Source organism: Mesorhizobium sp. M0239 (genome assembly GCF_040321815.1).
Taxonomy (GTDB): domain Bacteria; phylum Pseudomonadota; class Alphaproteobacteria; order Rhizobiales; family Rhizobiaceae; genus Mesorhizobium.
Window position 1 is genome coordinate 159,038 of record NZ_JAMYSG010000002.1, and the last position, 18,874, is coordinate 177,911.

Genomic DNA, 18,874 nt, shown 5'->3' on the forward strand with positions numbered 1-18,874 from the left:
TCGGCATGACCGACATTTCCGCGACGCATGTCGTTCCGTCCCGATCCGCCGCCGACAGATCAACCAGAACAAGACTGGCCTATCTCGACGGCTGGCGCGGGCTTTCGATCGCACTGGTGCTGATCGGCCATTTCTTTCCGGTTCCGGGAATCAATCTGGGTGTGCTGGGCGTCGAATTCTTCTTCGTGCTCAGCGGCCGGCTGATGGGCGAGATCCTGTTCATCGAACGCTACCCGCTGAAAAAATTCTTCAAACGCCGCTTCTCCCGCATCTATCCGGCTCTTTTGGTCTTCGTAGTCGTCGCGATGATTGCGCTGTCCGGCACATTCATCGCCTTCAAATGGAAGGCGGCGCTGACGGCGCTGACATTCACCTACAACTATGCCGGCATTCTCGTGACGCGGGCAGGGGCGCTCGACCATATCTGGTCGCTCTGCATCGAGGAGCACGCCTACATCATCCTGGCGCTGATCAGCGTCATCGTCTCAAGTCGCTCTCGCGTGGTCGTGCTGCTCCTGGCGCTGGCCTTGCTGGCCATGGCCAATGGCGCGGTTTCGTACTGGGTCTTCGGCATGGACTACGAAACCACTTATTGGCGCACCGACGTGCACATCGCGTCGATCCTGCTGTCGGCTTCGATCTGCCTGTTGAAGGCCGACGGCATGCTGCCGGCGTTTTTGAGAGGCAAGCATGTGGCCCTGGTGGCGACGATCTGCGCCGTTGTCCTGTTCCTGAATCAGGTGCCGACGCCGATCCACTATCTCTTCGCGGTGCCGCTGCTGGCGCTGGCCGTCAACGCACTCGATTTCAGCCCACGGTATTTTTCCGGATTGCTGTCCTCCTGGCCGATGGCGACGCTGGGCCTGTGGTCGTACTCGCTCTATCTGTGGCAGCAGCCGTTCTACAAATTCGTCTATGAACAAGGCAGCGCGCCGATCCCGATGCTGGCCGGCGTTTTTGCCTGCGCGCTCTGCAGCTACTACCTCATCGAGCGCCCGGCGCGCGAATGGCTCAACCGCAACTGGTGAATGCCGTCGTGCCCGGCCAGATGATCGCGAGTGCAGGTGGAGTGGATCGCGCTTCATAAGCAGACAATCAATTAATTATCTCTAATATAATTTTTTGGAAAGTAATGACCTGCTTTCGATATAGGCCAGTCTCATTAGACATTGGTCTTATGACGGGCATTCCTTATTGCCTCACCGGCTCACCCTCCTAGTTTGTTCGCAGGACACATCTGAGAAGATGGTTCGAAGACGCATCTGGGAGGATGGAATGGACACGACCGGGGAGAGGGCGGGCGGCTGGCTCGACCGCTCACGCACCGTCGCCGAACCTGGCTTCAGCAGGTGGATGGTGCCGCCAGCGGCGCTCTGCATACACCTTTGCATCGGCCAGGCCTATGCGTTCAGCGTTTTCAACCTGCCGATGTCGAAGTTGGTCGGCATCACCGACTCGGCGCCCGACGACTGGAAGCTGACCGGCCTTGGCTGGATTTTCTCGATCGCGATCCTGTTCCTGGGCATTGCGGCGGCGTTCGGCGGCGGCTGGCTGGATCGTGTCGGGCCGCGCAAAGCCATGGTCGCTTCTGCCTGCTGTTTCGGTGGCGGCTTCATTGTCTCGGCGCTCGGCGTCTATCTGCACCAGTTGTGGATCATCTATCTCGGCTACGGCGTGCTGGGCGGCATCGGTCTCGGCCTCGGCTACATCTCGCCGGTCAAGACGCTGATCACCTGGTTTCCGGACCGGCCGGGCATGGCAACCGGCATGGCGATCATGGGCTTCGGCGGCGGCGCCTTCATCGCCTCGCCGCTGTCGGTTTATCTGATGAAGCTGTTTTCGACGCCTGAGCATATCGGCGTCGCTGAAACCTTCCTCGTGCTGGGCATCGTCTATTTCGTCTTCATGCTGATTGGGGCTGTTATCGTCAGGGTGCCGCCGGAGGGCTGGCGGCCCGCCGGATGGGCGCCGCCAGCGGCACAGAATGCGATGGTGACGACGTCCAATGTCCATCTCGACGATGCGTTGAAGACGCCGCAGTTCTGGCTGCTATGGGGTGTGCTGTGCCTCAACGTGACGGCAGGCATCGGCGTGCTCGGGCAAGCCTCGGCCATGAGCCAGGAGATGTTCCCGGGACGCATCTCGCCGGCCGCTGCCGCCGGTTTCGTCGGCCTGTTGTCGATCTTTAACATGCTCGGCCGCTTCTTCTGGGCCTCGACCAGCGATTATATCGGCCGCAAGACAACCTATGCCATCTTCTTCGCGCTGGGCGTCGTCCTCTATGCGGCGGTGCCTTGGACCGGCCAGACCGGCAGCGTCTTCCTGTTCGTGCTGTTCTACGGGATCATCCTCAGCATGTATGGCGGCGGCTTCGCCACCATTCCCGCCTACCTGCGCGACGTCTTCGGCGTGCGTTACGTCGGCGCCATCCACGGCCGATTGCTGACCGCGTGGTCGGTGGCGGGCGTGCTTGGCCCGGTGCTGGTGAATTATATCAGGCAGTACCAGATCGACAGCGGCGTGGCGAAGGCCGACGCCTACACGGTCACCATGTACATCATGGCCGGCCTGCTGGTCATCGGCCTCCTGCTCAACCTGATGATGCGGCCGATCAATGCGCGCTTCCACATGAAGACCGAACCAGCGGTGGCTTAGAGCCAGTTCCATCCCGATAGAATCGGGATGGGCTCTATCGTATTGTTTGAGCATGATCTTTTCCGAAACCGGAGCCCAATTTCGGGATCATGCTCTGAGGAGACCGACCATGGCGCAAGACAACGGCAATTCGATCAAACTGACGCTGGCCTGGCTGCTGGTCGGCATCCCGTTGGTCTGGGGGTTCTGGATGACGCTGGTGAGTGCGACAGCCTTGTTCCAGTAGCCCTGTCTTCAGTTCGATCCGCCTGGCCTCAGACGGAGGTTCGTCTGATGTAATAGCGGACCGCTTTCTTGCCGCCATGGATGACGGCGTCGCCGGCCTCAGTGAAGCCAAGGGCGGCGTGAAAGGCATCCGAGGCGGGGTTCGGCGGGTCGGTGTTGACTTCGCAGGTGACCAGATTGTAGCCGGCGCGCTCAACATGGCCGAACAGATCCTGATAGAGGCGGCGGGCATGGCCGCGGCCGCGCGCATGCGCCGCCACGACGACGCGGTCGACATAGACGAACCGCTCATAGCGCTCGCGGAACCACAGGAAATTCGGGCTGTCGTAGCGGGCGTCCTGGTCGAAGGTCATGATGAAGGCTTCGAGATTGCCGATGCGGCGCGCATAGAATGCTTCGCCAAGCAGGAAGGACAGCCGCTCAGCCTCCAGCCACGACAGTTCGGCGGCATGCTCGTTGTTGAGCGCCAGGATCGCCGCTTCGTCTGCGGCCGCTACACGGGCTATCGGGACAGGGGTCGAGGTCATGCCTTCGCCGCCGCGATCGTTGCCGCCACCAGTGGTGTGTCGGTGAGCGTGTTACGATACTCGCGATCGAGATCGGAGCCACCCATGCCGACATGGGGATTGCGGTAGTCCATGGCACTCGGCACATCCTTGAGGGCGGCAAAATGCATTTCGGACAGGCCGGTCTTGCTGCGCACTTCGGCAATGTTGTGCAAATCCAGGCCGCCGCAGCCGAGAATGACGATGCGGTCACCGGCCTGCCGCACCAGATCCGCCAACAGCGGCAAGCCTTCGACGGCAGTGTCACGCTGGCCGCTGGTCAGCACGCGGCCGACCTTGCTGCGGATCAGCGATTCGAGCGCCTCGGCCGGATCGCGCGTCATGTCGAAGGCGCGATGGCAGGTGACGTTCAAGGGGCCAGCGGCTTGTGTCAGTTCGCTCATGCGCGCCTCATCCATGGTGCCATCGGCGTTCAGGCAGCCAAACACCACGCCGGGCACGCCGAGTTCGCGCAGTGCCGAGACATCGGCCAGCATCGAGGCGTATTCGGTCTCACTGTAGAGAAAATCGCCGCCGCGCGGCCGCACCATGACGTGAAACGGCACGCTTGCCTGCTCGATGGCGGCGCGGACCGTGCCGAGGCTCGGCGTGATGCCGCCTTCGATGAGGCTGGCGCATAATTCGACCCGGTCGGCGCCAGCGGCTTGCGCCGCGAGCAGGCCGTCAATGCCTTCGACACAGATTTCGATCAGCGGCAGGCGGAGAGCTTTGGTCAAGGGGCGATCCAGTCCATGATTTCCCGGCCAGCCCTAGCACCGGGCCGGCTGCTGCGAAAGCGCGAACAGCCTTCCGCCTTCGGGCACAGACTTCGCGGTTATTGGCGCAATTCCGTATTCTTGGCGCCTTGCTCGACCTGATCGATCACCAGAAGCTTCACCTCGACATCACCGATATTGGTGGCCTGATGCCACTGGCCGATCATTTCGATGATGAAATCGCCAGCCTTGTAGGTGTTGCTGATGCCGGTCTCGACATTGGTGACCTTCAGCGTGCCGGCCTGGACATAGGCGTAGCGCGGAAAGGGGTGCCTGTGGACCGGCAAGGTCGCGCCCGACGCGATGTCGTAGCTCGAGACCAGCACCTGCACGTTCTTCTGCGGCAGCGTGATCGGCTGGCCGGACGCGGTCGTCGTGCGCGACGCAAGAGGGGTCACGACGACAGGCGTGCCGCTGCTGTCCAGCGCGTGGGCCGGGTTCGCGGAAAAGGCCACCGCGAGCAGCAGTCCGGACATCAAAATTTTTCGCATGATTCGCTCCACCCCGCCGCCAACATCGCGCAGTGACCGCCAGCACGCAAGGCAGCGCCTTGGGCACCCGCTTCAGCGGACCTCGTACGGTGTGGCGGAATTCCCCGCCGAAGAGCATGGCTCGCTGGATCTGCCTGCCGGCCAGAAAATTTTTTACGCCCCTCTTGACGGAAAAAAACACGATTACCAGATCGTTTTCCGTCGAGGCTTCGGCTCGACATATTGGCGTCGCAGCGGCGCTGCGACAGCCTCGTAACCCATGTTGCTTCACGGAGGATATGGCTATGAGAAGCTTTGATTATACCCCTCTTTACCGCACAACGGTCGGCTTCGACCGTCTCTTCGATATGCTCGAGAAAAGCGGGCGCTCCGACTGGCCTCCCTACAATATCGAGAAGATTGGCGAGAACGACTATCGCATTACGATGGCTATCGCCGGCTTCGCTCTCGATGAAGTCGAACTCATACAGAACGGCCCCGAATTGTCTGTCATCGGCCAAAGGAAACCCGACCAGGAAAATCGGGAGGTCCTTCATCGCGGCTTGGCGACGAGCAACTTCAAGCAGGTGTTCAAACTTGCCGATCACGTAAAGGTCAAGGCGGCCAACCTCGAGAATGGCTTGCTGTCGGTGGACCTGATCCGCGAAGTGCCCAAGGAACTCAAGCCTCGGCGCATTGAGATAGGGTCCGAAGCCAAGGCGGTTTCGCTCGAGCAACCCGGCAAGAAGCAGTTGATCGATTCCGATGCGGAGCCTCAGCGCGAGGTCGCCTGATTCCCTGGAACCTAGATCTACGGTCCGCCTCCCGGTTCGGCCGGGAGGCACAGCTCGCGGAGAATGGAGATGAGAACCGAAGCTTACAGTTTTTACCAACCCGAACCGAAAAATCTTGCCGCGGAATCCGCTGAGTTGCGGACGCCAGATGACGTCCTGAACGAGGAGACGATGACAATCGGCGCAAAGCGGGCTTTGCTCGCTTTCTGGGCTTCCGACGTTCATGCGGTTCCTGACAATCCCGCGTTGCGGCAATTGGACAACGGCGCCATCGTGGAAGTCAGCGACATACTTCGCGCCCTCCACCTCCTGGACGAATCCGGGCGGGAACCGCGTATTTCAAAGATGCCGGGCACCGTCAGCCCGTCTTTCGACCGGCGCCGCAGGAAGAGCCGCCTCGGTTGGATGCGGCACCCCTGGCGAGATGACGACGATGATCCGCCGCCAATCCCGGCCATTGCAACGGTACCGCCTGGGCGTGGAGGTGGCGGCATGTTGGCCGAGCCGGAGCATGCAATCGCATGATGACCCGAACCAGCAACAACCCACCGTGCCGAATGGAGGATTACATGAGTGACAGGACGTTCGACCAACCGGTCCTGGTCAAGAATGGCGAGTTCATTCAAGAAATAGGGTGCCTCGACGACGCCTTTGACTTCTTTGACGAGTGGCCAAGGGAAAGGCGGGGTCCGATTTTCGAAACGGCCTTTCGAGCCTGCCAGCGTGCTTACGACGGCCAGGTTCCGCTGACGGTGGCGCGCGATGCCGTCGCCGGCTTCGCAAGATCCGTCAAGATCCTGCAGGACCCGCTTGCTCAGTTCCCTTGGATGGACACAAGGTCAGGTCGCGGTGGGATTACCGCTTAGCCTTGATAAAAGGGGCGGCGCTACCAGGACGGCTGGGCCTGCATCGTCGTTTTCACATCGCTGCAAGGTGAGCTGCCCTACCAGTTCACCTTGTAGCGGGGCGGCTCGATCTTTTGTTCGAACTCCCTGGTGCGGTTTTTGGCGACTGGCTAGGTCAGCCTCGCAACAGTCAACGCTAATATAATGTTCGAAGCGTCGCCACAGGAGGTTCAATGGTTTCCGCTATCGTAAGTCAACATCCGCATGTCCCGGAAAAACAAACGGCAGTGGGGAAGCCGCAAACCTGGGAAGGATTTTCGCCGGGCCGCAGCGCGGACGCCGTGGGACATCTGGCCAAAATCATGGTTGCCGCAGGCGGCGATATGGATGCTGGCGCGCAAGGCCGCGCGGCATCCAAGATCGCCAGGATGGACATCACGGTTCTGGCCGCACCACCCGTAGAAACACCAACAGAGTAAAATATGCTCGTTAGGGCGCCTCCGCGCCGTCATCAGCGGCATGCGCGGCTCTCGCAGATTACGCCACGGCTCTCAGCGGAGGCTCCGCCATCGTCCCCAGGCCGTCGCATTCCGCGCAGGCGCCCGTCTTTCCAGGGCAGCCACCCCGATGGGTTCCCTGCGGGCAGCAGTGCCCGTTTGACGCATACCACTTGGAGCAGTCGAAAACCCTGCCGCTGCCATGACAGCGCGGGCATTCCATATTCGATGAAATCATACTAATTCTTGCCCAACCCAAACGCACTCGCCCTACGTCGCAAGTAACAGGAATCATTGTGCTTTCAAGCACATTGCCCTGACTTAAATTGGGGGGATCGACGGATGGCCGGCATCGATGGCGAGCTATTGTTGCGCCGTAATTACGTTCCTCGTGAAGACCTTGCTCGCCACAAGCCGCGTTGGACATTGGCCGGCAACAATAGGTTGCGCCGCCTTGTCCCGTTCGTTCTCAATGGTGACGGCGACTGCGTCGCCGGGCTTCGCGTCGGCGGCCTGTGTGGCCGTGGACGCGAAGAGGACCGTCTGGGTGATGAGAGCCGAAAACGCGGCAACCTGGACCAGCACGGCGGCGAGGGCGATCTTCTTCAGCATGCGAGAAAACGCTCTTCGATGTTCCCGGTTCCCCACGCATTCAGGTTTTCTGCTCGCTACGGAACAAGAGACCGGCAGGGCGGTTAACTCGATTATGCCGAGCAAGATCAAAGAGCCACCATCGAAGCCCGCACCGGAGAAGATACCTGTGCAACGCCGGGACAAAGAAGTCCCGCCAGAGCTTAAGCATGTCGACCCGCCACCGCGAGATGTGCGAGAGGCACCGGCACCCAACCCGAACGGCGACAAGAGATGAGATCGCCGAGATCGAAGCAAGGCCTTATGCCTGCTCCCGCGAACCGTCCCGATGCCGCGGCGTCATCGACGGCGCTGGACAGCGGGGCCAGGTCAAGTTGAGAATCAACCTGCTGACCGCGATTTTGCAGACATGCCATAGATCAGCCCCTATGGGCGACCTGACCGTCTCAAGGCTTTGAAAAGATTGGCTCCCCGGGCCGGATTCGAACCAGCGACCAACCGGTTAACAGAGGGTTTCATATATTCATGTCAGGTTTTTCACTCGTTTTCAGGTGCCCCATATCAGTCAGAAAATAAAGAGGAATTTCTTGTCACCTCTTTCGATACCTGTCATATCTTCCGCCTAAGGGCTTGCGTCCGTACCCACAGGGTACGTTTTCGGGTACGGGCACAGCGGCCAACCGTGGGGAAACCGGTATGCCGAAGATGACCATGACGGACAGGTGGGTGGCGGCCGCTAAGAGCGGTTCAGAGGGCCGTACAGACTACTTCGACAGCCATGCAACCGGCCTGTGCTTGCGGGTATCTGAAGAGCACAAATCATGGAATTTCTGCTTCACGCTTCAGAGCAAGCGGGCTCGCATGCTGCTTGGCTCCTATCCTGCCCTGAGCCTCGCAGACGCCCGCGGGAAAGCGATCGAAATGCGCGGCTATCTGGAACAAGGAAAAGACCCTCGCATAGTCGACAACGAGATTCGCACACGGGAAACGGCATCCGTCATGACGGTAGCCGAGCTGGTAGAGAATTACCTGACGCGGCGGGCATCCACGAAACGGTCGGCAGATGAGATCGCGAGGCGGCTCAGAAAGAACGTGTCTGGCAAGGACGCGAATGGAAAGAGGATCGAGGGTGCTTCGTCCGGCTGCATCGGTAACGTGCGGCTGCCTGATTTGCATCGGCGCGACATCACCAAGGCCATCGATGCTGTGAAGGATAGGGGCGCCGCCACCGAGGCGAACCGCGTCTTTGAAGACGTCCGGGCTATGGTGCGATGGGCGCGTGGTCGTGGCGACCTGGATAACAATCTTGTCGAGGGCATGGCCAAGCCTACCGAGACAATCGAGCGCGACCGCGTGCTCTCCGCCGACGAGATCAAGACCATGTGGGCGGCTCTGCCGGGTGCCGACATGAGGGAATCGACCCGACGCGTTCTTCGCCTTTGCCTTGTCACCGGGCAACGTGTCGGAGAGATTGCGGGCATGGCGCGCAAAGAATTGGACCTCGAGAAGCGCAAGTGGATCATCCCGGCGGCGCGATCAAAGAACAAGCGAGAGCACGCCGTGCCGCTGTCCGACATGGCCGTCGAGATCATCCGCGAACAGATTGAAGCCGTCGCCGCTCTTGATGAGAGAAAAGGGCGGGCTGCCACCTCGTTCATCTTTCCCGGACCCGGAAGTCGATCGGCGGTCACCAGCGCGTCGATACCCAAGGCCGTTAAGCGAGAGCAAGTCACAAAGCGGGGCAGCACGACTATCATGGGAATCGCGCCCTTTACGCCCCACGACCTTCGCAGATCTGCCGCGACCGGCATGGAAGAAATCGGCATATCCCCTTTCATCGTCGGGCATGTGCTGAACCACGTGTCCGCAACCAAGAGCACTATCACGAGCCGTGTCTATGCTCGCTACGACTATGAGCGAGAGAAGCGGGAGGCGCTGGAGTTATGGGCAGATCGGCTCAGCGGGATTGTCGCGGGCGGCGCCGATGTCATTTCGTTATCTGATGCAAAAAAACGCACTTGAAAAGACTGGTGTGAAACAATAGATACCGGGTGCTTGAATGTATTTGACTGGTTTTTGAAGGTAACGCACCCTCATGGCGGGTGCACGGCACTTAGTCCAACGCCGGCTTAGGTCCGGCTCACTGATATAAGCGCACCCGTCGAATGACGGCCGCGTGAAGAGTGGACGGCGACCGCATAGAGTGATCGAGACTGCGACCCTGCAGGCGATCTCTCAATGACCGGAGTCGCTGTATCTATTCTGTGTGGTGGCTCCCCCCAAACATAGGAGCTACTATTGATCACACTTCCAAAAGCCTCAGACCTCCTTTCTATCTCCGATGTCAAAAAGCTGGTCGGCTTGTCCGAATCCGCGATCTATCGCGGGGTAGGGGCCAGGACTTTTCCGCGGCCTGTGAAGTTCGGGCCGAAAATGAACCGCTGGATCAAAGCGGAAATTGAACAATGGTTCACTGACCGCATTGCCGAGCGGGACGTCGCCTGATGACCAGCGCCAACGACGAACTCAGCCGCCTTCGTAGACAAGCCGCTGACGCCCAAGCATGCTTGAACGGGCTTGTGGAGCGGCGCGAAGCCTCGCTAGACGGGTGCGGCTGGTCACCGTCGCCGGCTGATATCGACCGCGCCAGAGACCGTGTGGAGGCGGCGCAACGGCTTCTCGAGGCGCATATGCGCATGGCGGTGCGTGCGTGATCGATCCCGAGACCGAAGCCGAGCTTAGCAAGATCATGCGTGAACACGGCAGATATCTCGCAGAGAACTTCTTTCTGGTGGATCCGCGCGATCACGTCGACGCGGAAACCCATCAAATTTTCCTCAGCCAGTTCGAGGATGGTGCCAAGGAACTCATTAGATCCTTCATTGAACGCCTCCAGGCGGGAGGACGCTGGCAGCAAGAGGCTATCGACCTTGCCGAAACATACGCCTTCGAAGGTTTTCGGCAGCGGTACGACGTTTTGCTAGCCGGATCAGGGCATGGGTCCGCATGAGCGAGCGCACAAACGAAGCATCCGACGCAAAATCATCCAGCTTCTTCCGGCCAGAATGTGACACCCCCGTATATTTTGAGGGCGCCGGGAAACGTAAGGACCACGCGCGAGTAGAATCGCGTCCCGTTCGATGGCCGAACAATCGAATTGAAGCGATGAAGCAGTTTGAGGTTTGGCACACCGTCGCAATGCAGATTGCCAACGCAGCGGGTTGCAGCTTTCGAACTCTCGGGGTGTTCTTCAAGTTTGTGAACTGGTCTACCGGCACGCTATGGCCGATGGACGAAACCCTTGCCGAACATGCCGGCAATTGCTCTCCCAAGACCGTTTCCCGCGACCTGGGCGCCTACAAAGCGGCCGGTATTATCGACGTGAAAAGCGTCTATGACCCCAAGGAAAAGAGAAAGCGTAGGGTCATAAGGCTCACCTATCCGGTTCGATTGCCAGACGGAATAATCCTGACTGAAGACGTCGACCAAATGGACATGGGTGGTCCATTTGGTGAGCACGACCAAATGGACACGGGTGGTCCACACCATACGGACACGGGTGGTCCCAATACCTTTGACTCTACCGCTGAAGGTAAACCCTCATGACGCAGCTTAATCTTTTCAACGATTACAAGCTTGCCCAAAAGCCTTTGCTGATCGCATTCCCGCTATGCCGCCGCAGGGATCTGATTGCCGAGACCGCTCGCGGCCTTGCTACTCGCAATCAATCTGAAGGCAGAAAGTTTTGGAACCGGCAAGTCAAAGCAATCCGCCGCGACATGAAAGCCAACGGGATCCCTAAGGTTGAAATCGACCGACAGGTTTCGGAGTTCATTCGTGTCATCAACGTCGAATTGGACTATCGCGCCGGTCATTGGTCATCCCGCCAGTGACAGCCTGGTGGGTTTCAAGAAAGAAAGACCGGGGACGATGATCGCCCCCGGACCCCCGCTTTCCCTTCGGGAATAGCCGTCGCCGTCGTTGGCGCCACATCGCAGCCGTCGCTTTTTTCAGGATTAGAAAGAAACTGCCGATACCCCTTGGAACGACGGGGCTTACCGCAGCCACTAAATATAGTTTTAACAGAAAAGATTCATCTAGGGGTGGTGTAAGCGACAAATGCGAGTCAGACTCACCGCCGAAACTTCAATTTACATCATCGGCCGAATCAGTCCGTCCCTGCCACCTTGCAGCGGCGGGTTTTCTGTTGGCCCGGAATAGGCTGGCGCGCCAAATGAAAGACCGCGCGCATCACGATGCCAAGCGCCGGGCTTCGCAGCCGTGGCGGCAGTGGTATCTGACCAGGGAATGGTTTGTCATCCGAGCTCGCCAGTTGAGGCGTGAGCCGTTCTGTGCGTTCTGCGTCCGGGCTGGTGTCCGGACAAAGGCCAGCATCTGCGACCACGTCGAACGCCATAGAGGCAACCGGTTCCGGTTCTTTGCGGGACCGTTTCAGAGCCTGTGCAAGGCCTGCCACGACAGCACTAAGCAATCAGAAGAGCGCAACGGCTATAGTAGCGACGTCGGCGCCGACGGGCTTCCGCTGGACGCCAGACACCCGTTCAACGTTTGACGATCCTGAAGGCATTTCTGAGGTCTTCGCTCATCGGGACGTTCTTCGGCGGATAAAGGCCATTGGCGCGCAACGCCTCAACGGTATTGCGATGGCGAGCCGCGCGCGCATCGTCATACAGAATCTCTTCATCGGGAGAAGCGTCGATCCAGCCAATGAAGCTCTTGGCCGCTTCCCGACCATGCGCGGCCGTAAGGCCGCTGGCGATCTGGCTGGCGATCTGGTTGATCTCGTCGCGGTCCATTTTGCCGCCTTGGGCAACGCATTGGTCGGAGGCGATCCGACGTAGGCGGACAAAGGACGTGCGAATGGCTATCGCCGCCTCAGTCTCGGCAAAGTCCATACCGTCAGCGCGGCACTGTTCCCGGAACTTTTGCAGCGCTTCCTCTGGGCCGCTGGGAATGAAGTGGATAGCCAGAGCGATGGCGATCAGAGCGAGCAAGATCATCGGGCCATATTCGAGCATGGGACTTTCTCCCCTGAGAAGTCCGACTATGGCAGATTTGCGCTCTATATTAAATATGTGAAATGCATTTCGCATTTTATTCTTGCAGAAAGCACCCAGCATACATCAAGGCAAAGAAAAAGCCGCCCCGGTTTAAGGGGACGGCTTGGCCATCTCGCCACAATTGGCAGCCTAGTTTATTTCAGTCAGTCGCGCGCGCCACAATTGGCTGCGGCTGACTCCAGCAAAGATCAGGCACGCCATGCCATCAGGGTGACGGCTTGCATACGGCCTCGAGAGCCCTTGAAATGTTCGACGTCCCACTGCGGAAAGGCTGGATTCCTTTCGCGTAGTAGCTTGGCGGCCTCGGCTAGATGATACTCAAGCGGGTCTTTCGTGGGTCCAGCCAATGTGACGGTGCCGGCTGCAGTCGACAAGGCCGCCAGGCCAGTCAGCACTGCACGGCGGTGCAAATTCGTGGTAATGGGCAAGTCGGACATTAGAAGCTTCCTTTCAAGCTCTGGTGTCAAGCGCATCGATTGGGATTCCCGTCTCAATCGATGCGCGATCATGCATCAATCTAATGCTGATCGCAAGTCCTTCCGACAAATAACTCCAACACATCGGCAAGCAACCAATGGCTAAGACATCAGTCTTATCCAGTGGAACGCGCACGTTCATCGCGCCGTTGCTGACTATCTGGAGGCAGGGGCGGGTAAAAAGTCGCCAGCTTTTTTGCCGCTTAGACCGGCGTGCCTCTTCAACGCAGAGTTAGTTTCCGATTTTCGTTGTTTTCCGCATTGGAGCGCCAGTCTCCTTTGAGGCCTCTGAGATCAGGCCGACAACGGGAAGTCCGCCTCCCCTGGCGCTTCACTCGCTCGCGAGAAAAGGGGTCAAGGCGACACGATCGAGGCGGACGGTCGGCGCGATCGTCCGCCGCTTATTTCAATGAGGTTTCGGCATGGGGCTCCGCGGACCGGGCGCGGCTCGCCAGCGCCTTGCAAAAGAGCAGGCTGCAGAAACCAAGCGGCGCCTGCCTTGGAAAAAGAAGGGCCTGTCCCGCGCGAAGCGGATGATCGCTTTCCTTCAGTGGCTCCCGGTCACGAAGGGCATCCGCCGCGGCAAGAAAATGAGGCTCCTGCCGTCACAACGGGAATTCGTTGAGAACGTTTTTGCGACCGACAAGGCCGGCAGACGCAAGGTCTCACTTGCCATTCTCAGCCAGCCGAAAGGCAACGGCAAAACTGGTTTGATTGCTGGGATCTGCCTGGCGGCGCTTCTTGGTCCGGAGTCGGAAGAGCGCGGCGCCGTGTTTTCGGCGTCGATCGACCGCGGCAAGGCGGGCCTGATTTTCGATGAAATGAAGGCGACGATCCTTCGCGTCCCGGAATTTGCGGCTAGGACGAACATTGTCGACTTTCACAAAAAGATTCACGTGCTCGAGGGTGACGGCGTCGATTCCGTATTTGAGGCACTCAGTGCAGATGCGAGACGCAGCCAGGGGTTGAGCCCCACGTGCTGGGCTTATGACGAGCTCGGTGAGGCACCGGACGGCGCGCTGCTCAGCGTTCTGATGGAATCGGAGGGCAAGCGCGACGAGACGCTTGGTCTCGTCTTGAGCACCCAAAGCGCAGACGACGACCACGCGCTTTCCCGCCTGATCGATGACGCGCTGACAGGTGCGGACCCTTCCACATATCTCCAGCTTCACGCCGCGCCGGATGACGCGGATCCCTTCAGCGATGAGACACTGAAGGCCTGCAATCCTGCTTACGGCCATTTCCTCGACCTCAAAGCGCTTCAGAAATCCCGCGACCGCGCCCGACGCATGCCGGCGTTCGAAAGCTCATATCGGCGCCTACGCCTTAACCAGCGCGCCGACGCCAATCCGGAAAGCCGGATCGTAACGATAGGTGTTTGGAAACAGAACGGCGGCCCGGTCGATCGTGCCGCATTGCACGGCCGCCCCTGTTTCGGTGGGCTCGACCTCAGCGGCAAGAACGACCTCACCGCCTTGGTGCTGGTCTTCCCGTCAGACGATCCGGATCCGACATTCGACGTCTTGCCCATTTTTTGGACGCCGCAGGGCCAGCTTGAAGCCCGCCGTCCCGCCGAACAGGAGCGGTTTCGGCGGTGGATCGGCGAAGGCCACATGCTTGCCACGCCTGGCCCGACAGTCCGCTACAACTTCGTTGCGGCGGAAATGGCGAAACTGTCGAGGGAATTCGACATCAGGTCGATCGCCTTCGATACCTATCGAATCGAGGATCTGAAGACCGAGCTTGACGATATCGCCTGCGAAATACCGCTGGAGCCGTACCGTCAGGGCTTTGTCACGATTGGCCCCTGTGTAGAGCGTTTCGCGGAACTCGCACTGTCCGGGAAGCTGAGGCACGGAGGGCACCCCGTCTTAACCGCCGCTGTAGCCGGCGCAATCACAGTCGGCGACGCCGCCGGAAACTTGAAAATCGACAAGGACAAATCGAACGGCCGCGGCCCGGTTCGCGTGGACGGCGCCGTTGCGCTGGCCATGGCGTTGCAGGTCGCCAATCGCTTCGAACCTCCACCGGTGAAGCCTTCGCTGAAGGGCTTCCTGAAAAACCCCGTCATGGTGATCTAATGAATTTCAAATCTTGGATTGGCCGGACTTTCGGCCTCACCGACACGGCGCCGTGGTCGTACTTCTACGGCGGCGCCAGCGCTGCCGGGAAGGCCGTCACCGACAATACAGCGATGCAACTGGCAACTGTGTGGTCTTGCGTCAGGCTCAACTCTGAGGCCGCCTCCTGCCTGCCGCTGCAGGTTTTCGAAAAGGACGGTCGCGGCGGCCGCAATCCTGTCGACCATCCGTTGGCGGAGATCATAGGCGAGAGCCCGAACGCCGATCAGACCGCATTTGAGTTTTGGGGCGCCATGGTCGCTTGGCTGCTGGTGAGGGGTAATAGCTATGCCGAGATCGTCAAACTTGGTGATCGTGTTACGGCGCTGAATCTGCTGCCGGCCGACCAGGTGAATGTGACCCGAGAGGCGGGCGAGCTCCGATATAAATTTACAGATCGCGGCAAGCCGGTCGATCTTCCGGCTGAATCCATTTTGCACGTCAGAGGCTTTGGATTTGGCGGTGATCTTGGCCTTTCACCAATCAGGTTCGGCGTTCAGACATTCGGGAGCGCGATCGCCGCCGACGAAGCGGCCGGGAAAATCTTGGGATCCGGCTTAATGCCGTCGGGCATCCTCACTACTGCAGCCGAAATCTCAGACGAACAACGTCCTCAGCTTGAATCGATCATGGCGAAGTACGCCGGCTCCACCAACGCCGGCAAACTCATGATTCTGGAAGCAGGGTTGAAATTCGAACAACTGTCCTTGGCTCCTGAAGACATGCAGCTGTTAGAGACCCGCCGCTTCAACGTCGAAGAGATCTGCAGATGGTTCGGCGTGCCGCCCGTTGTGATCGGCCATGCTGCGCAGGGCGTGACCGCTTGGGGGACGGGTATCGAGCAACTGCTTTTGCAGTGGCTGACGACCGGACTTAACCCCGTCCTTACGCGCATCGAAAAGCGCATCTCCAAACAACTGATCGGACCTGGCGAGCGCCGCCGCATTTACCCGGAGTTCAACCGCGAGGCGTTGCTGCAGGTCGATAGCGTGGCCAAGGCGTCGTTCCTGTCGACCATGACGCAGAACGGCCTCATGACCCGAAACGAAGGACGCGCGAAGCTCAATCTGCCTCACGCCGGCACGGCCGCCGATGCTCTGACCGCGCAAACCAATCTGGCGCCACTGGACAGGCTTGGAGGCGACAACACCGCCGCGGCGAAGGCCGCTTTTCGGTCCTGGCTTGGCATCGAGGAAAACAAGAATGTCGATTAAGATTCGCGACTTCGACCTGTCCATTAAAGCCGTCAAAGATGACGGTTTTTTTTCTGGCTACGGTTCCGTGTTCGGCGTCGTGGACACCTACAATGAAGTCGTTGCGCCTGGTGCGTTCGTCGCCACGCTAACGGACCGCAAAGCGCGCAACCGACCAGTCCCGATCCTTTGGCAGCACCGATCAGACTCCCCGCTCGGAACGTATTCCAAAGTCGAGGAAGACGACAAAGGCCTTTACGTCGAGGGTCGGTTACTGACCGCCGACGTTGTCAAAGCCAGGGAAGCCCATGCCCTTATGAAGGCGGGCGCCGTCACCGGACTGTCCATCGGCTTTTGGCTTCGGGAGTCCTCCTACGACGAAAAGACCGGCGTTCGCACGCTGACCCGGGTCGACCTCGAGGAGGTGTCTATCGTTACGATGCCGGCGCTCGACGATGCTCGAATTGACGCCATCAAGATGAAGCTCGCGCACGGCGGGCTTCCGTCCCTTCCTGAGTTCGAACGGTTCCTGAGAGAGTCAGGCTTTTCGCGCTCGCAAGCCGCCGTCATCACCACACGCGGTTTGAGACACCTCCTGACGGATGTCGGAGACCCGGTGAATTCAATGGCCGCCAGCGACCTGTTGCAGGCGCTTTCCGGCTTCAATCTTCCAAAAATTTGAGGATATCAACATGACAATGCATTCCCGCGAATTCAGGCGGAAGGCCGCCGGCGATCGCCTTGACGACCAGGCGGAGTTCAAGAGCGTGATGGACGCGCTCAAGGCTCGCGACACTGAAATCCAGACCTTTGCCACCAAGGCGAGCGAGGAAATCAAGACGCACGGTAAGGTGCTGGACGAAACCAAGTCAGCGCTCACCAAGCTTTCGACCGACGGCGCCAGCCTTCAGGATCGTCTTCTCCAGGTCGAACAAAAGCTGTCTCGTCGCAGCTTCGGCGACACTCCTGCAAAGTCGATCGGCGAACAACTGACCGAGACGGACGACTTCAAGACGCTGCAGAGCAAGGGACGCGGCACCGCGCGCCTGAATCTGAAGGCAGCCACGATCACCTCTGCGACGACCGATGCCGCTGGCTCCGCCGGCGATCTCATCAGGCCGGAGCGTGCACCAGGCATCATCACGCCGGCCGTGCGCGAACTGACGATCCGGGATCTTCTCCTGCCGGGTCGCACGTCTTCGAACGCTATCGAGTTCATGCAGGAAACCGGCTTCACCAACAATGCGGCGCCGGTAGCGGAAGGGGCGACCAAGCCTCAGTCCGATCTGAAATTTGAGCTCGTCACGACCAATGTCAGAACAATTGCGCATTGGTTCGCAGCCTCAAAGCAGGTTCTGTCTGACGTCCCTATGTTGATGTCCTACATCAACGGCCGGGCGACCTTCGGCCTGAAATACGTGGAGGAGAACCAGCTGCTTGCCGGCGACGGCACGGGGCAGAATCTTCATGGCATCATTCCGCAGGCGACGGACTTCAGCCAGTCGACGCTCAGCAACGGGGCGACTGACACACGGATTGACACGATCCGCCGCGCCAGTCTTCAGGTGCGAAACGCGGAATACCGTCCGACTTTCGTTGTGCTCAACCCGAACGACTGGGCTGCGATCGAACTGACGAAAGACGACGATCAGCGCTACATCTGGATCCAGGTCCAGACGGGCGGCACCATGCAACTGTGGCGTCTTGCCGTTGTCGAAACGACCGCCATCACCTCCGGTGAATTCCTGGTCGGCGCCACCATGGGCGCGCAGGTGTTCGACAGGGAAGACGCCGCGGTGGAGGTCTCCACCGATCACGACGATTTCTTTGTCCGGAACCTCGTCGCCATTCGTGCCGAAGAGCGGCTCGCCCTGGCGGTGAACCGGCCGGAGTCGTTCGTGCACGGCTATTTCGACTTGGGCGCGTCTCCGTCCCTCAACGCCTAATAAGGCGCACCATTGACCTAAAGGGCGGCTTCAGAGCCGCCCTTTCCACTTAGCGAGAGTCGACATGAACCTTGTGCTCGAAACCCCGCCGGAATCGCTCGCCGACCTGATTTTGCGGCAGGTATGCGATCACCTTCGCGTCGAATTTGGCGGCTCCCTACCGACCGACAAGGCGTACATTCTGTCGTGCATCCGCGCGGCAGTCTCGCGCCTGGACGGGAACCAGGGACGGCTTGGGCGCTGCCTGCTTACGCAAGAGTGGACGCTCTACCTCGATTGCTTTCCAACATGCATCGAACTCCCACTTCCGCCACTGCAGGAAGTCATTCACATCAAATACCTTGATAGCGACGGCGTTCTGCAAGCGCTCGATCCGTCGGCATATCGCGTTTCTGGCGCCGGTTCCTGGCGACCTGAAATCGCCCCAGTCTATGGCGAGACCTGGCCGGATACCCGCTATGTTGCCGACGCCGTGCAGGTTCGCTTTCGCGCCGGCTATGGCGACGATGAAGAGGGCGTTCCGCCGCCGATCCTGCAGGCGATCAGCGTCATGGCTGCCCACTTCTACGAGCAACGGCAGCCAATAGCATTCGCCACGCCGCACGAAATTCCGCTCATGGCATGCGATCTGATCGCGCCATTTCGCATCTATCGGTGAGC

General features: G+C 59.6%; 23 protein-coding genes. 18 read left to right on the forward strand and 5 right to left on the reverse strand.

Annotated elements, in window-relative coordinates; all coding sequences use genetic code 11:
• The first annotated feature begins 5 nt into the window (after positions 1-5).
• The 3 genes from NKI99_RS02395 to NKI99_RS33825 all read left to right on the forward strand — a co-directional run bounded on the left by NKI99_RS02395 (position 6) and on the right by NKI99_RS33825 (position 2,881).
• Positions 6-1,028, forward strand: a complete 1,023-nt coding sequence (locus NKI99_RS02395; protein ID WP_352609584.1) for an acyltransferase family protein — start codon at positions 6-8, stop codon at positions 1,026-1,028.
• Positions 1,029-1,275: 247 nt separating this feature from the next.
• Positions 1,276-2,655, forward strand: coding sequence for an L-lactate MFS transporter (locus tag NKI99_RS02400; protein ID WP_128303999.1), 1,380 nt, complete (start codon positions 1,276-1,278; stop codon positions 2,653-2,655).
• A 109-nt stretch (positions 2,656-2,764) separates the two neighbouring features.
• Positions 2,765-2,881, forward strand: a complete 117-nt coding sequence (locus NKI99_RS33825) for an MFS transporter small subunit (RefSeq protein ID WP_128304000.1) — start codon at positions 2,765-2,767, stop codon at positions 2,879-2,881.
• 28 nt (positions 2,882-2,909) lie between these two features.
• Here NKI99_RS33825 and NKI99_RS02405 read toward each other — a convergent pair whose 3' ends face one another.
• The 3 genes from NKI99_RS02405 to NKI99_RS02415 all read right to left on the reverse strand — a co-directional run bounded on the left by NKI99_RS02405 (position 2,910) and on the right by NKI99_RS02415 (position 4,692).
• Positions 2,910-3,407: a GNAT family N-acetyltransferase gene (locus NKI99_RS02405; protein ID WP_128304001.1), complete on the reverse strand. Its 498-nt coding sequence runs from the start codon at positions 3,405-3,407 to the stop codon at positions 2,910-2,912.
• Positions 3,404-4,162 carry a copper homeostasis protein CutC gene (locus NKI99_RS02410; RefSeq protein WP_023812215.1) on the reverse strand — a complete coding sequence of 253 codons (759 nt, stop codon included), beginning with the start codon at positions 4,160-4,162 and terminating at the stop codon, positions 3,404-3,406. Before NKI99_RS02410 ends, NKI99_RS02405 begins: the two co-directional genes overlap by 4 nt.
• Positions 4,163-4,260: 98 nt before the next feature.
• Entirely contained in the window at positions 4,261-4,692 is a 432-nt protein-coding gene (locus NKI99_RS02415) for a cupin domain-containing protein (protein ID WP_023812214.1), read from the reverse strand.
• A 284-nt stretch (positions 4,693-4,976) separates the two neighbouring features.
• Here NKI99_RS02415 and NKI99_RS02420 point away from each other — a divergent pair, with 284 nt between their 5' ends.
• The 4 genes from NKI99_RS02420 to NKI99_RS02435 all read left to right on the forward strand — a co-directional run bounded on the left by NKI99_RS02420 (position 4,977) and on the right by NKI99_RS02435 (position 6,789).
• Entirely contained in the window at positions 4,977-5,465 is a 489-nt protein-coding gene (locus NKI99_RS02420; protein WP_023812212.1) for an Hsp20 family protein, read from the forward strand.
• Positions 5,466-5,534: 69 nt separating this feature from the next.
• A complete protein-coding gene (locus tag NKI99_RS02425) occupies positions 5,535-5,990 on the forward strand; it encodes a hypothetical protein (RefSeq protein WP_023812211.1) in 456 nt (151 codons plus the stop codon).
• Positions 5,991-6,034: 44 nt separating this feature from the next.
• Positions 6,035-6,331 carry a DUF982 domain-containing protein gene (locus NKI99_RS02430; RefSeq protein WP_023812210.1) on the forward strand — a complete coding sequence of 99 codons (297 nt, stop codon included), beginning with the start codon at positions 6,035-6,037 and terminating at the stop codon, positions 6,329-6,331.
• Between the two features lie 212 nt (positions 6,332-6,543).
• A complete protein-coding gene (locus NKI99_RS02435; RefSeq protein ID WP_352609585.1) occupies positions 6,544-6,789 on the forward strand; it encodes a hypothetical protein in 246 nt (81 codons plus the stop codon).
• Between the two features lie 381 nt (positions 6,790-7,170).
• Here NKI99_RS02435 and NKI99_RS02440 read toward each other — a convergent pair whose 3' ends face one another.
• Positions 7,171-7,419, reverse strand: a complete 249-nt coding sequence (locus NKI99_RS02440; protein WP_023812208.1) for a hypothetical protein — start codon at positions 7,417-7,419, stop codon at positions 7,171-7,173.
• Positions 7,420-8,094: 675 nt separating this feature from the next.
• Here NKI99_RS02440 and NKI99_RS02445 point away from each other — a divergent pair.
• From NKI99_RS02445 to NKI99_RS02470, 6 genes are all read left to right on the forward strand, one after another.
• Complete coding sequence (locus tag NKI99_RS02445) at positions 8,095-9,420, forward strand: tyrosine-type recombinase/integrase (protein ID WP_352609587.1); 1,326 nt, start codon at positions 8,095-8,097, stop codon at positions 9,418-9,420.
• 276 nt (positions 9,421-9,696) lie between these two features.
• Positions 9,697-9,903, forward strand: a complete 207-nt coding sequence (locus NKI99_RS02450; protein ID WP_352609589.1) for a helix-turn-helix transcriptional regulator — start codon at positions 9,697-9,699, stop codon at positions 9,901-9,903.
• Between the two features lie 205 nt (positions 9,904-10,108).
• Entirely contained in the window at positions 10,109-10,408 is a 300-nt protein-coding gene (locus NKI99_RS02455) for a hypothetical protein (RefSeq protein ID WP_352609590.1), read from the forward strand.
• Positions 10,405-11,004, forward strand: a complete 600-nt coding sequence (locus tag NKI99_RS02460; RefSeq protein ID WP_352609591.1) for a hypothetical protein — start codon at positions 10,405-10,407, stop codon at positions 11,002-11,004. The genes NKI99_RS02455 and NKI99_RS02460 overlap by 4 nt, the downstream gene beginning before the upstream one ends.
• Positions 11,001-11,291 (forward strand): DUF6074 family protein, encoded by a 291-nt coding sequence (locus NKI99_RS02465; RefSeq protein WP_352609592.1) that lies wholly within the window; start codon positions 11,001-11,003, stop codon positions 11,289-11,291. Before NKI99_RS02460 ends, NKI99_RS02465 begins: the two co-directional genes overlap by 4 nt.
• Positions 11,292-11,632: 341 nt before the next feature.
• Positions 11,633-11,971 (forward strand): HNH endonuclease, encoded by a 339-nt coding sequence (locus NKI99_RS02470; RefSeq protein WP_352609594.1) that lies wholly within the window; start codon positions 11,633-11,635, stop codon positions 11,969-11,971.
• On the opposite strand, the gene NKI99_RS02475 is transcribed toward NKI99_RS02470, so the two are convergent.
• Entirely contained in the window at positions 11,961-12,413 is a 453-nt protein-coding gene (locus NKI99_RS02475; protein WP_352609595.1) for a hypothetical protein, read from the reverse strand. The two genes, NKI99_RS02470 and NKI99_RS02475, sit on opposite strands and share 11 nt — an antisense overlap.
• Positions 12,414-13,377: 964 nt before the next feature.
• Here NKI99_RS02475 and NKI99_RS02480 point away from each other — a divergent pair.
• The 5 genes from NKI99_RS02480 (at position 13,378) to NKI99_RS02500 (ending at position 18,872) form a co-directional block, all read left to right on the forward strand.
• A complete protein-coding gene (locus NKI99_RS02480; RefSeq protein WP_352609596.1) occupies positions 13,378-15,036 on the forward strand; it encodes a terminase large subunit in 1,659 nt (552 codons plus the stop codon).
• A complete protein-coding gene (locus NKI99_RS02485) occupies positions 15,036-16,289 on the forward strand; it encodes a phage portal protein (protein WP_352609597.1) in 1,254 nt (417 codons plus the stop codon). The genes NKI99_RS02480 and NKI99_RS02485 overlap by 1 nt, the downstream gene beginning before the upstream one ends.
• On the forward strand, positions 16,279-16,950 hold the full coding sequence (locus NKI99_RS02490; RefSeq protein ID WP_352609598.1) for an HK97 family phage prohead protease: 672 nt from the start codon (positions 16,279-16,281) through the stop codon (positions 16,948-16,950). The genes NKI99_RS02485 and NKI99_RS02490 overlap by 11 nt, the downstream gene beginning before the upstream one ends.
• 16 nt (positions 16,951-16,966) lie before the next feature.
• Positions 16,967-18,214, forward strand: coding sequence for a phage major capsid protein (locus tag NKI99_RS02495; protein WP_352609600.1), 1,248 nt, complete (start codon positions 16,967-16,969; stop codon positions 18,212-18,214).
• Between the two features lie 64 nt (positions 18,215-18,278).
• Positions 18,279-18,872, forward strand: a complete 594-nt coding sequence (locus NKI99_RS02500; protein ID WP_352609602.1) for a head-tail connector protein — start codon at positions 18,279-18,281, stop codon at positions 18,870-18,872.
• Positions 18,873-18,874 lie beyond the last annotated feature (2 nt).